Genomic DNA, 13,427 nt, shown 5'->3' with positions numbered 1-13,427 from the left:
TAGGAGATTACTATGTTATTCCGTCGCAATATTGTCACTGCACTAACGTTAACCGCTGCTCTAATGAGCGCATCAGCCTTTGCCGATGAAAACAGCAGCATCAGCGTTGAAGAGTATAACGACTATCAAGTGAAGCAAGCTGTACACGAAGTAAAACAAAATTTAATGCTCGACGCGACCCATGACGTTTTGACCGCGAGCCATACATTCGAAACTGAATTGCAAGAGGGTGATACGTTGATTGCAGATATAACAATTACCCCACTTGAAACGCTAGACACCGATAACAACGACGCATAAGGAGACTGCAATGTTGACTGTCAGTACATTTTTAATGGTAGTACTCGGGCCGTTTATCGCTTTTATTGTCAGTGCATTACTCTTTTCAACTGCCCGACATTTTCTCAAAAAGGGCACTGAAAACGCACAAAGCGTAGACAGAATTAAACCAATTTCGTTCAAGCATATTGGCCCTTCCGGTATGGTTTGAAGCCGAAATAAGCAACTTAAGAATTAGCCTTTCCCTGGCAGCTTTTCTCCAGAGGAAGATAGAAAATATAGTGGAATGCCCGTTCTGCGATTTCAAGCCAAGTGATTGCACTTTCTATCTTCTCTCTGGAGTTTTTTTATCCAAATATCCGTTCCCACCAGCTTTTCTTATCTTTATTTTCTCTTACTGGCCGCCCGGAACAGTCTTGCTGAGGCGGAGGAAGTACATCTAAGATAGCAGGCACGCTCAAGCTGCCCGCACACCCGGCCACAACCACTTCCCCAGTTTTTGCGTTAAAATGTGCAATGCCTAGACCTTTGGGGAAACGCCTTGATAACGATTTAGGCGACTGAGATTTCATGTAGTTAATGAAGACGGGCAAGGCACCACCTGCACCAGTTAAATTTACCGGTTGATTATCATCGTTACCAACCCAAACTGTAACCACATTGTTTCTATCGAAGCCACTAAACCAACTGTCGCGATAATCGTCTGTGGTGCCCGTTTTGCCGGCCATATTTACATTGCCAAAATTCCAACCTATACGCTTTGCTGTTCCTTCGGTGGTGACTTTATACAACGCATAGTTAAGCAGATAGGTTGCGGCTTCATCGGTACGCTGTGAAAAAAACTCGGCCTTTTTCCACAATAGAGCATTATCAGCCGTTACGACAGAAGTCACCGTGTGAAGAGGAATATAACGTCCATCGTTTGATAATGTCTGATACATTTGATTGGTACTAAAAGGGGTCAACTCAAAAGCACCAAGGGTTAGCGAAGGCACTTTGTCAACCGGTGTCGTTACCCCTAGTCGCTCAATCGTGTCGGCCAACGCATCCAGCCCTATTTGCATGCCTAAATTAACCGTTGGCACATTTAGCGACTCGACAAGCCCTTGAAGTAAAGGCACCTGACCTCTGAATTCTTTGTCGTAGTTTTGCGGCGACCACGTTTTTCCATTTCGACTTTCAAGGGTGATGGGTTCATCTTGAAGCGGCGTAGCCAAGTTAAATTGTGTTGGATCCTCTAATGCGGTTAAGTAAACCGCAGGTTTAATCAACGAGCCAATTGGACGTTTTGCGTCTAGCGCACGATTAAAGCCCTTGAATGCAAAGTCCCTTCCGCCGACGATAGCGCGAACTTCACCACTGGCGCTGTCGGTGACTACCATAGCGCCCTGTAAAGGCACTTTTCTGTCTTTTTGCAAACCGTCTAACGTACCCGACAATGCGCTTTCAGCGCGGCGTTGAGCCACAATGTCTAGTGTGGTAAACACTTTTACCCCTGAGTCTCTTAAGCTGGGTTCTGCCAGAATTTCATTAAGTTCTTTACGCACCTGCTCCATAAATGCAGGGTGTTTACCGCTTGCTAAACTTGCACCACTGGCAAGCCCTAACGGCATATTCACAAACCGTTCGTAGTCTTGACGGCTAATTTCATTTTCATCAAACAACATTCGCAGCACCAGGTCACGACGCTCTTTCGTGCGCTCGGCATATCTGCGTGGGTTGTAATAAGATGGGCCTTTGATAATAGCAACCAGCGTGGCTATCTCGGGCGTACTTAGCTCGTTCGCCGGTCGGTCAAAATAGAAATAACTGGCAAGCCCGAAGCCGTGCACGGCCATATCGCCGTTTTGGCCTAAGAACACCTCGTTTAAGTACGCTTCAATAATTTCTGATTTGCTATAACGGGCATCAATGATCACTGCCATTAACGCTTCTTTTGCTTTACGCACTATTGAACGCTCACGGGTTAAAAACATATTTTTAACCAGCTGCTGCGTTAGCGTACTGCCACCTTGAACGGTACGACCGGCAGCAATATTCGCCATAAGGGCTCGAAGTATTGAAAGCGGCGCCACACCATGGTGGTTATAGAAATTGCGGTCTTCAACCAGCGTTAGTGCTTTAGGTAACATTTCTGGAATGGTGTCTAACGTCACCAGCATACGGTCTTCTTGCGATCCGCTTGTCATACGCGTTACTAACCAAGGTTCAAGTTTTACTGAACCAAAAGGTCGACTTTGGGACTTATCGTAAATTTCACCAATGCGCGCCCCTTCCCACGTTATCACCAAATGGCGCAAAGGTTCTGCACCTTCAGGAAACTGAAACGCGCGACGCTGCACTGTTAGTACTCTATTTTGATAACTGTATTCACCACTACTGTCGGCAAAGGTTACTTTGCGGTAACCCAGCAGATTAAGTTCATCGATGACTTCTTGAGGCGTAATTTCTTCGCCTTTACTAATTTCCAACGGACGGGCAAAGATCTGCGCCGGCACCTCCCACTTGTTTCCAGAGAATGCGTGTTTGATTTGTGCGTCGAGGTAAAACGCATACGCCCCAAGCACGACCAAGCCAATTAACGTCACTCGCCAAAACAGTTTGAAAAACCACGAGCGCTTGCTCGGACTTTTATCGTTTCGAGGTGCTTTGCTTTTAGAAGAGGATTTATCTTTTGTTTGCCTTTTTGCCACGTGTAAGCGCCATGCAGATCATTGAAGATGAAATCGCACGTAGTGCGATATGGATTTAAAAAACGTTAGTTTTAATCCTGTTAACATTACCATTCGGGCAGCCACTCAACAACTGTTTCCAAATAGGCACACTACTAATTCAAACACTGTTTACACGCCTTAGGCTGCTTGCACAATGGACGACAACAATGAATTTTACTCGCGTTTGAAGGTCACAATGCGATAGCATGCTTGCAAGTAACACAGGAACCGTACTATGCGCTTAGCTCCACTCAAGTTTTCTTTTTTCTCTAACCGTTCGCTCGTAGAGGCCAAGTCTTACGTCTCATCTTTTCGATTGTCACTTCGCACGTCTCTTACACTGCTTATGGCGAGTGCGTCGATAAGCCCGGCGTTTGCTAATGACCAGTTCGCTAGCTGCACCGCCAGCCTCGCCGATAAAGCTAAGCAAGAGGGCGTTAGCCAACAAGTTATCGATGACGTATTTCCACATCTCGTGCATCAAGACCGCGTAATTGAACTAGACCGAAGTCAACCCGAATTTGTACAAACCTTCCCAGGTTATTTCAGCAAACGCGTTACTGATTGGCGCACAAACAAAGGTAAGGAAATGTATGCAAAGCATGAACAGCTTTTGCATAGGCTGAACGATAAGTACGGCGTACCTCCTCATTATCTTCTTGCGTTCTGGGGGTTAGAAACAAACTTTGGTTCGTACAAAGGCAAAATGCCGGTTCTCGACTCATTAGCCACGTTGGCTTGTGATAAACGAAGAAGCACCTACTTTACTCAAGAATTTCTGGTAGCGGTAAAGCTGATGGAACGAGAGAAGCTGCAAAAAGAAGACATGATTGGATCATGGGCCGGTGCAATGGGTCATACTCAGTTTATGCCTTCAGCGTATACCCATTACGCTATTGATGGAGACGGCGACGGGCAAATTAACTTGTGGGCTAGCGAAGAAGATGCGCTATCTTCTGCGGCTAACTTCCTTGCCAGCCTTGGCTGGGAACGTAGCTTCCGCTGGGGGCGTGAAGTGCAACTTCCTGAAAGCTTCGACTATCAAGAGTCTGGCTATAAAAATAGAAAGTCGCTTAGCGAATGGAACGCCCAAGGCTTGAAAAAAGCAAATGGCGCTGAATTGGGAGAAGGCGATACGTCAGCCTATGTGATAGTGCCTGCAGGACATAACGGCCCTGCTTTTATCGCCTACAAAAACTTCCGCGTTATTATGCGCTGGAATAACTCTGAGTTTTACGCCATCGCCGTGGGTGTATTAGCCGACCGCATTGCTGGTGCATCAGGTATTACAGCCACATTGCCTGACCTGCCCGCGTACAGTCGCAAAGATATTATTGCCCTTCAAAGCAAGCTGAATGAATTGGGCTTTGATGTAGGCAATCCCGACGGTATCATTGGTCCAGCCACCCGCGAAGGTATTCGCAACTACCAAATTAGTAACAACATGATTGCAGATGGCTTCCCGGGCCTTGAAGTGATGGCTGCACTTAATATTGACCTGGCAAGCAAAGCTAACTCTTAATCTTGATTGAAACAGCGCCCTTTCAGGGGCGCATTAATCATTTGGCATTTTCAGTAACCAATAAGGCAAAAACCTCTCACCTTATTGGTTGCTGAAGTACTCAAACGTTAGGCTTGCAAAATAGGTTTCAAAATCTGCTTCTGCGCTACTTGATAGTGGCACTCCCCATACAGTGGTAAGGATTACTGGCCCTTGAACGTCAAACTTAAACGTTGCCTTGCCCTCACTGTCTGTTGTTATCGCTTGCTCTCTAGCGTTATGATCGACCAGCGACAATGCATCTATAAGTGCGTTGCTTAAGGGTTTTCCTTTAAATAGTACCTGTATAGATAGTGTGTCACTGGTAAGTTTATACGGATGCTCAAGCGGCACTATTTCTAACGTATGGCCAATGGGTTTTAATGCGTTGCTCGTTACCACATCACCAACTTGTACAATGGTTTTCGCCTTTCTAGAGTACAACTCTTTCCCAGCGATATCGTTCTGTCCTCTGGACTCACGATACGACAATATGTCGATTAAGCCTTCTTCTTTTGCATATTGATTAAACTTTTTTGCTTTCAACACGCTAGTAGCGTGATAGCTTTCAAGCCCAATGATATGGGAGCCCGGTGAGAGCGTTGCCGTTTTCGCCATGCCCGGAAGCATTGAGGTTTTAGGTACAACGCTAGCGGCCATATCCGTCACACCGTCAGAAGAATAAGTGCGTAGCGCTACTATCCGATCCCAAGCAAGATTCCAATGTGACGTATCTTCTTTATGACCCACTTTAAATTGCAATGCTATCGAGCTCGGATTTTGGGAGCGATAAACAGCAGGCTCCAACCAGAAATCATGTGCTTGCGCGTTAATTGAAGTGACGAGTAAACAAATAGCAGTAATGATGTAAGATAATTTCATGGCGTAAGTTAACCCAGATAAAAATGTAAGGTTTCTTCACCAACTTAGCGTAGTTTTTAGAAAACGGCTACTGTTGTAAAAACTAAACATATTATATTCGAAGACAGCGTATCTGCAGGCGAACTACATATGTTTTTTTGTTTTGCTGGTCGGCGCTGCATTTGCGGGGTCATCTGGCCAAAAGTGCTTTGGATAGCGCCCCTTCATTTCTTTTTGTATTTCCTTATAACTCCCTTGCCAAAAGGTCGCTAAATCACTGGTGGTTTGTAACGGTCTACCTGCTGGCGACAGTAGCTCGCAAACAACCGTAACTCGCCCGTTTGCTATCGTTAATGGCATGCTTTGCGAATACAACTCTGGCATTTTAACCGACAGCACCACATCGCCATTGTCACGATAATCCAAGCTCGCCTCTCTGCCCGTTGGTATCGTTACGTGAGTGGGCAATAGGGTGGCTAACGCATCTTGCTGAGGCCAAGACAAACCATTATTCAAGGCTGTTTTCCATGGTAACTGCTTAAGGTTTTTGATGTTTTTACAGTTTTTCAAGACAGGCGCTAAACTGTCTTTGGCCTTATTTACAAGGTCGCTCAATGACAACGGCCACGGGTCGGGTTCATCGAAGGCTTTGTCTTGTGGCAAATTGAGCTTCCCAGCCATTACCACTCTTCGCCACCATTGCCAGTCTGTCTCAGAAAGTGGCCAACTTGATAGAGGAAGTGCGTCAAGATAGGCGAACCATGCGTTGCATAACACATCATCCCAGAATGCTTTTTCACGACTTTTTTCCTGTCCTGAAACTGGTGTGCTATTTAACGTTATCTCATAAAAGCCCGTACTAACTCTAGCTTCCATTACTCCAGTATCGCTGTTAAGAATAACGCTACGCTTTTCTTTGAACGCGTCAGGAAAGGCTAAACGCAACCAGCTTTCAGGCACTGACTGTGCCAAGCGTATTGCCACCGTGCTTTTTATCAGCTGCCCGTCGAGCACTGCCAGCCATGGTCCATCGCCATTTTCACTCTCATTAAAAATGGACGCACTACCAGCAGCAGTGAGCTCTGCACCTTTGCCACTTGCCAGTTTGTATTCGACTATACTGGTCTTAGGCTTACCCTTTGTTGTATTCGAGCTCTCTGCTGATTTATCTGGCGCACTGCGCCTGTAGCCCACCTGCAAAGGAAATGCGATGGCGATACAAAGCCCAAGGGCTTGCTCATCTAGTTCGTTAATATCAGGGTTCCGCTGTGCTTTTCCATCATTGTTTTGTACGTAGCGCGCATAACGGGCAGCTTGTTGTATAAGCTGACTGCGCGTGATGCTATTGGCGAGAAGCAGCGCATCTATTACGTTAGTGGTGCCACCCACGCTGATATTACCTTCGCTAAGAGCCACAACAAACGGTGCCGCAAAGCGAAGCGCGTCGTTTTTATCGGCACTAAGTCCATCAATTCCTTGTTTAACGGTCAGCAATAAGTGGGCTAAATGGGGCTGACAGGGTAACTGGGCCAGCGCTCTTCCATAGGGAGTAATACTGGATTGTGAGATAGCATTAACCCGCTGAAGCTTTTGTTGTGCAACCTGTTGCTGCGCTTGTGTAGGCTTCGTCAATAATGCCAAGGTATCTGGGCTACTGCCCCAGGCTAAGGTATCAAGCAAAAAGCTACTTAAGTCTTCCTTTTCAATTTGAGCCGCATTGTGTTTGGCCAAACGCTCGAAGCTGCTTTTGCTACACAAACGATAGCAGGTTCCGGCCATTACCCGCCCCGCTCGCCCCGCCCTTTGAATAGCGGATGCTTGCGAAATACGCTGCTGGGTAAGCGCTGTAATGTCACTGGACGGGTGATACTGAGCACTGTTTTCCCATAAGCTATCAATAACCACCGTCACGCCCTCAATGGTAAGACTCGTTTCAGCAATATTGGTAGATAATATGATTTTTCGTCTGCCTTGCGGGTCTGGTGCAATAGCGGCTTGCTGCGCTGATTTGCTTAGCGCACCATGGAGCATGTGAACGGCTATTTCCATGCTCTCTGCTAAATCTTTTATCTCTTTGGCAACAGCATTGATGCTTCCTCGCCCAGGAAGGAAAACCAACATATCGCCGTCGTGTTCGCCTACTGCCTGCTTTATAATATTGCAGGTTTTGGGTACTAACTCGTACGCCTGCATATCTTGTGTATAGCGGATATCAACGGGAAACATGCGCCCTTCGGTATTCAAGTTCACCACTGGCAATACGCTATGCGCGTTGAGCAACGTTTGAAGGGGTGTTACATCCAAGGTAGCCGACATTACAACTAGTCGTAAGTCATCGCGAAGCCCGGACTGGACTTCAAGCGCAAGTGCTAAGCCGAAGTCACTGTGAATACTGCGTTCGTGAAATTCATCGAAGACAATAGCGGCTACACCGTCAAGCTCAGGGTCTTGCTGAATCATACGACTCAGCACCCCTTCGGTTATGATCTCAAGCCGAGTGGCAGACGATGTTTTCGACTCCCCCTTAATGCGATAGCCAATCGTTTCTCCCACATTCTCATTCAATTGCCTAGCCAAGTAGTCTGCAAGATTTCTCACCACCACGCGCCGCGGCTGCATAAGCAATATTTTTCCTTTGAGCGATGATTTCAGCAGAGACAAAGGCAGCACGGTTGACTTTCCCGCGCCTGGAGGCGCGCCTATGATGACGTTGCTTGCGACTACAGCTTCTTCGAGCGGCGTAACGAGTTCATAAGCGGGCAAATGAGAAAACGGCTGTAACATAAAGGGCATAAAGGTGTTATAAGTTGATGGATATAGTGTACCTGATTTGAGCAATGCACCTGAACATCACTGCTATTTTTTTAAATTTGGTAAATAGCTCAACACTTGCGTCTTGTTTTGGAATTCGTAGTTAGCGCCATGGTAAACTTAGGCTCGTATGGACATCAACGTGATGTACAGACGAAAGGGCAAATTTGAAGGAGGAAAGCTATGCGAAGCTTTATTGGATTAGATCTTAGCGCCACAGAAAAACTTGCTCTAGATAGCTGGCGCCAGCAGGCGCTGCCTGAAGTTATGCCCCGTCAATGGGTAAAAAGCGAGCCTATTCGTTCTCGAAAGTCGTCCAATAAGCGCTACGATCACACCAGTAGCCAAGGGCCTGCGCAACCATACGCAGTGCCAGCGGCAAACTTCCATATTACACTTAGCTTTTTAGGCGAGATAAATCACCGTCAGCACGAGGCACTGGTGTATGAACTCGATCAGCTTGTGAGCGAACCCTTTTCTTTAACGCTCGATGCAACGGGATTATGGAGCGGCCCTAAAATACTCTTCGCTTCGCCGACAGATGCGCCAAAGGCGCTAGGTGAACTCGCTAAACTGTCACGAAAAGCAGCCCGCAAAGCGGCAATAGAGGTAGAAAGCAGAGAATACAAGCCTCACGTTACGCTTGTTAGAAAGGCCACGTCGAGCCTGCCTCTACCTCTTTATAACCCCAATGTAGACATTCACGTTTCGGCATTTCACCTTTTTGAGTCTGTCTCGACACCGCAAGGGGTAGTCTACCCTATCCGCCAGTCTTGGCCGTTAAAACACAATATGTCGGTGAGAGAAAAGCTGCGCCGAGGAATAACCGACGAGTAAAGGCAAACGCAATACCGTGCTAACTTGGGTAAACTGATGTTCATTTGACTCACACCTTTTTAGTTTAAGACCGCGTGTGATTATGAGTTATAGCAATTTAAGCTGGTTTAAAGTAGCGCGCCGCCTTTACAACGCCTGATGGCACAGGTAAAAAGAAAGCCTGTTTTTTTATTCAAACTGCCCAAATGCAACAAACATTTAGATTAGTAATAGACTGCCCAGACCAAATTGGGCTCGTTGCCAGCGTGTCACAATTTTTGGCTGACCATAACGCTACCATCGTTGAAGCAAGCCATCACACTGACTTACAAACTGGCCGCTTTTTCATGCGCCATGAAATTAGCACCGACTCGCTAAAACTAGATCATCAAAGCTTTGTGAAAGAATTCACCCCGCTTGCTAACGAATATCAGATGAACTGGAAGCTGAGCGACTCCAGCAAAAAACAGCGCGTCGCTCTGCTTGCCAGCCTTGAGTCTCACTGTTTAGTTGACCTGCTTCACCGCTGGCACACAGGCGAACTACACTGCGATATTCCAGTTATTATTGGTAACCACCCGCAAATGAAACAGTTTGCAGACTGGTACAAAGTCCCTTTTCATTGGGTAGACTTTAAAGCGTTAGGGAAAGAAGCCGCTTTTGCGCAAATCACGACTTTACTTCAAGAATACAAAATTGATTTGACCGTGCTTGCCCGCTTTATGCAGATTTTACCTGATATGCTTTGCCAAGAGTTGCAAGGTAAAGCCATTAACATTCACCACAGCTTTTTGCCGAGCTTTGCCGGTGCTAAGCCATACCAGCAAGCCTATGATCGCGGCGTAAAGTTAATCGGCGCAACCTGTCACTACGTTACTAAAGATTTAGATGAAGGCCCTATTATTGAGCAGAGTGTTAAACGTATCAGTCACAGCGACAGTGCAGCTGATATGGTGCGTAAGGGTAAAGATTGTGAAGTAACGGCACTAGCTCATGGCGTGCGCTATCATTTAGAAGACCGCGTGATCATTCACAGAAATAAAACCGTGGTATTTGCTTAATGACGGTGACTAAAGCTCATTAGCAAGCCCCCGAAACCCAAACGCACTGCGCTAGCTTTGGGTTTCGTATATTCCGTACCGTTTTTAGGTGTTAATCTTTATTTTGTCAAAAGTGTCATTGCCGATAACTCGTTTGAGCCTTTCTTCTATAACTGACGCCTTATGTGGATAGTAAAAATCGTAGCCCTTACCGTTTTTATCGACAATAACGCCTAGGTAGTGGTATGAAAAATTAAGGGCATAAATACCTTCGACTGGTAATTTAAGTGGTGGTTGCTTACTGCCGTAAAGCTGGTCAAAAACAATCAACTTATCTTCTTTTGTTATTAAGCGCTCTATCGGAAAACGTCTGCTGTAACGCTCACTTCGCACATAAGCAATAAAGCCTATTAAAACAGCCACGCTAGCTATCGCTGTAACGGTTGACAATCGGCTGTCAGCAGTTAAGTTAATAACGAAAAGTAGCAGAAGTAGCACCGGAAAAATTAAAAGGGGCAATCTGTCCTTTTGTTTATTTCGCATAGTTCGTCCTTGATAGATCCCACTTTCAAAGTAAAAAACATCATAAAATCATAATCTTCGGCTAGATTCAATATGGAAAGTTAAACAACCGTTACTTTCAAGTTCCGCTTGAGCTTCAAGTAATACCATAAGTTGGATAGCGCAAATAGTGCTTCAGTAGCAGCAAGCCCCCACGTTATACCGCTGCAACTTATCGTAATATCAGTTTGCAAAAATAATCCTTCCTTTCAGAGAGCTCTGGATGGGCGATCATCTATGCGAACGGGTATTAAGCCGTTATATTGCGCGGAATTACGTTAAAGAGCATTTAACTTGTATTTGCATTACCTTAAGATTATTGCTGAAAAATAAATAACAAAATGACAGGAATACACATGGGAAAATTTAAATCTTCACTTACCGCCATGGCGGTTATTATTGCACTAGGCGCATGTTCGGATCCTAAAACAACTGAGGCTACCGATAAAGATGCTCAAAACACAGAAGCCTCTCAGCAGGCTCAATTCAACAATGTGCTACTTCAGGAATTTAAAGGCCCTTACGGCGGCGTGCCGGCGTTTGATAAGATGAAGCTTGAAGATCTAAAACCAGCGCTAGAGCAGGCGATGCAATTGAACCTAGCAGAAATAGAGGCTATTGCAAACAATGAAGCGCCACCGACATTCGATAACGTTATCGTTGAAATGGAGCGAGCGGGAGCTGAACTTAACCGCGTATTCACGTATTACGGAATCTACAGCGCAAACAAATCTAGTCCAGAGTTTCGCGAAATCCAAGCAGAGATGTCGCCGAAGCTGTCTGCTTTCTTTACTCAAATTACTCAGAACGAAAAGCTTTTTGAACGAGTTAAAGCCGTTTACGAATCTGAAGCCCTTTCGACTTTAACGCCTGAAGAACAACGCATTACCTGGATGACGTATAACAATTTTGCTCGTAACGGTGCGACTTTAGATGGTGAAGCAAAAAAACGATACGCTGAAATTAATGAAGAGTTGGCAACGCTTCAAACCAAATTTTCAACGAACATTCTTGCTGATGAAGAAAATTACGTTACCTATATCACTGAAGCGCAACTTGAAGGCCTGCCAGACTCCTTTGTAAAGGCAGCAAAAGCTGCCGCTGAATCTCGTGGCGAACAAGGCAAATATGCAATAACCAATACTCGCTCATCGATGGACCCCTTTTTAACTTATTCCACTAATCGAGAGCTGCGTGAGAAAGTATGGAGAACCTATTACAACCGAGGTGACAACGGTGATAGCTTCGATAATAACGACATAATCAAACGAATTTTAACGCTTAGAGACGAGCGCGTCGCATTATTGGGTTATGATAATTATGCTCAGTGGCGCTTGGAAGATCGCATGGCTAAAAACCCAGAAAATGCCATGGATTTAATGATGAAGGTGTGGCCTGCTGCCATTGCACGTGTTGAAGAAGAAGTTGCTGATATGCAGGCTATCGCTGATAAAGAAGATGCCGGTATCACCATTGAGCCTTGGGACTATCGTTTTTACGCAGAAAAAGTACGTAAGGCTAAGTACGATTTAGACTCTAATGAAGTAAAGCAATACCTTCAGCTCGACAAATTGCGCGAAGCCATGTTTTACGTAGCAGGTCGCGTATTCAACTTTAACTTTTCTCCGGTAAAAGAGGGTGAGGTTCCCGTTTTTCATGAAGATGTGAAAGTATGGGAAGTCACCGACAAAGACAGTGGAGAGCACATAGGCCTCTGGTATTTAGATCCTTTCGCTCGTCAAGGCAAACGTTCTGGCGCATGGGCAACCACTTATCGCTCTTATACTACATTTGACGGCAAGAAAACTGTGTTGTCCTCTAACAACTCTAACTTTGTTAAGGGCGCTGACGGAGAGGCTACGCTTATTTCTTGGGATGATGCTGAAACTTATTTCCATGAGTTTGGTCATGCCCTTCACTTTTTAGCGTCAGATGTTAAATACCCTTCCTCTCACTCTGGTGTTCGAGATTACACAGAGTTTCAGTCTCAGTTGTTAGAACGTTGGTTAACGACCGATGAAGTTATCAACAACTATCTGGTACATCACGAAACGGGTGAGCCAATTCCCGCAGAACTTGTTGAGAAAATAAAGAAAGCAGCAACGTTTAATGAAGGCTTTGCTACGACAGAGTATATGGCTTCCGCCATTATGGATCTGAAATACCATACGACAGACCCTAGCAAAATTGAGCCTGATACGTTTGAGCGTGAAGAGTTAAATAAACTGGGCATGCCAAAGGAAATAGTCATGCGACACCGTTCGCCGCATTTCGGCCATGTTTTTTCAAGCGAGGGCTACGCTGCAGCTTACTATGGCTACATGTGGGCAGAGGTTTTAACAGCTGACGCTGCTGAAGCCTTTATGGAAGCACCCGGCGGTTTTTATGACAAAGAAGTCGGCGACAGGTTAGTTAAATATTTATTTGCCGTGCGTAACGCAATGGATCCGGCAGAAGCCTATCGCAAGTTCCGTGGTCGTGATGCAAATGTGGAAGCACTTATGCGCGACCGAGGCTTTCCCGTCACTGTTGAACCTATAATGTAGCCAATCCTGGCTTTCTCATGCGGGTTACTGCTTTGGCAGTGACTCGCTTAATCACTAAAAAGCTATCAACACTTCTTTGCCTTTGGTCATTATTTTCATTGACCCCTTGGTCAATTTTGCCGCACAATCAAAAGTGTTTGGCTAAACCAATGGAAACAATAAACTTTCTCATTGATTAGCCGATAACAAAGTCCGCGCATGCAATAATAAAAATATATCAATGCGAAGGATTAGTACTTCAAGACGTTGCTGAGCCTGA

The 13,427-nt window shown here is 45.5% G+C and carries 10 protein-coding genes; 6 read left to right on the top strand and 4 right to left on the bottom strand.

Translation table 11 applies throughout. The features are described 5' to 3' along the window. Positions 1-12: 12 nt before the first annotated feature. Together BK026_RS16315 and BK026_RS16310 are read left to right on the top strand one after the other, a co-directional pair. Positions 13-300: a hypothetical protein gene (locus BK026_RS16315; protein ID WP_071816787.1), complete on the top strand. Its 288-nt coding sequence runs from the start codon at positions 13-15 to the stop codon at positions 298-300. Positions 301-310: 10 nt separating this feature from the next. Next, a complete protein-coding gene (locus BK026_RS16310) occupies positions 311-490 on the top strand; it encodes a hypothetical protein (RefSeq protein WP_071816786.1) in 180 nt (59 codons plus the stop codon). A 136-nt stretch (positions 491-626) separates the two neighbouring features. Here BK026_RS16310 and mrcB read toward each other — a convergent pair whose 3' ends face one another. Then, entirely contained in the window at positions 627-2,972 is a 2,346-nt protein-coding gene (gene mrcB, locus BK026_RS16305; protein WP_071816785.1) for a penicillin-binding protein 1B, read from the bottom strand. Positions 2,973-3,228: 256 nt separating this feature from the next. On the opposite strand from mrcB, the gene BK026_RS16300 reads away from it, so the two are divergent. Then, positions 3,229-4,515, top strand: coding sequence for a lytic murein transglycosylase (locus tag BK026_RS16300; protein ID WP_071816784.1), 1,287 nt, complete (start codon positions 3,229-3,231; stop codon positions 4,513-4,515). A gap of 81 nt (positions 4,516-4,596) precedes the next feature. Here the strand turns inward: BK026_RS16300 and BK026_RS16295 are convergent, their stop codons facing one another. Both BK026_RS16295 and hrpB read right to left on the bottom strand, forming a co-directional pair. Continuing rightward, the gene (locus BK026_RS16295) at positions 4,597-5,415 is read right to left on the bottom strand and encodes a DUF4198 domain-containing protein (protein ID WP_071816783.1); all 819 of its coding nucleotides are present in this window, start codon (positions 5,413-5,415) and stop codon (positions 4,597-4,599) included. A gap of 123 nt (positions 5,416-5,538) precedes the next feature. Beyond that, positions 5,539-8,232, bottom strand: a complete 2,694-nt coding sequence (gene hrpB / locus BK026_RS16290) for an ATP-dependent helicase HrpB (protein ID WP_071816782.1) — start codon at positions 8,230-8,232, stop codon at positions 5,539-5,541. Between the two features lie 156 nt (positions 8,233-8,388). Here hrpB and thpR point away from each other — a divergent pair, with 156 nt between their 5' ends. Continuing rightward, the gene (thpR, locus tag BK026_RS16285) at positions 8,389-9,042 is read left to right on the top strand and encodes an RNA 2',3'-cyclic phosphodiesterase (RefSeq protein ID WP_071816781.1); all 654 of its coding nucleotides are present in this window, start codon (positions 8,389-8,391) and stop codon (positions 9,040-9,042) included. Positions 9,043-9,227: 185 nt separating this feature from the next. Continuing rightward, a complete protein-coding gene (gene purU / locus BK026_RS16280; RefSeq protein WP_071816780.1) occupies positions 9,228-10,082 on the top strand; it encodes a formyltetrahydrofolate deformylase in 855 nt (284 codons plus the stop codon). 84 nt (positions 10,083-10,166) lie between these two features. Here purU and BK026_RS16275 read toward each other — a convergent pair whose 3' ends face one another. Continuing rightward, positions 10,167-10,604 (bottom strand): hypothetical protein, encoded by a 438-nt coding sequence (locus tag BK026_RS16275; RefSeq protein ID WP_071816779.1) that lies wholly within the window; start codon positions 10,602-10,604, stop codon positions 10,167-10,169. Between the two features lie 374 nt (positions 10,605-10,978). Here BK026_RS16275 and BK026_RS16270 point away from each other — a divergent pair, with 374 nt between their 5' ends. After that, complete coding sequence (locus BK026_RS16270) at positions 10,979-13,168, top strand: M3 family metallopeptidase (RefSeq protein ID WP_071816778.1); 2,190 nt, start codon at positions 10,979-10,981, stop codon at positions 13,166-13,168. Positions 13,169-13,427: the final 259 nt, after the last annotated feature.

It is taken from the genome of Alteromonas sp. V450 (assembly GCF_001885075.1).
GTDB lineage: Bacteria > Pseudomonadota > Gammaproteobacteria > Enterobacterales > Alteromonadaceae > Alteromonas.
Note: the sequence above shows the minus strand (reverse complement) of the source record. Positions and strands in the feature narration are given on the sequence as shown.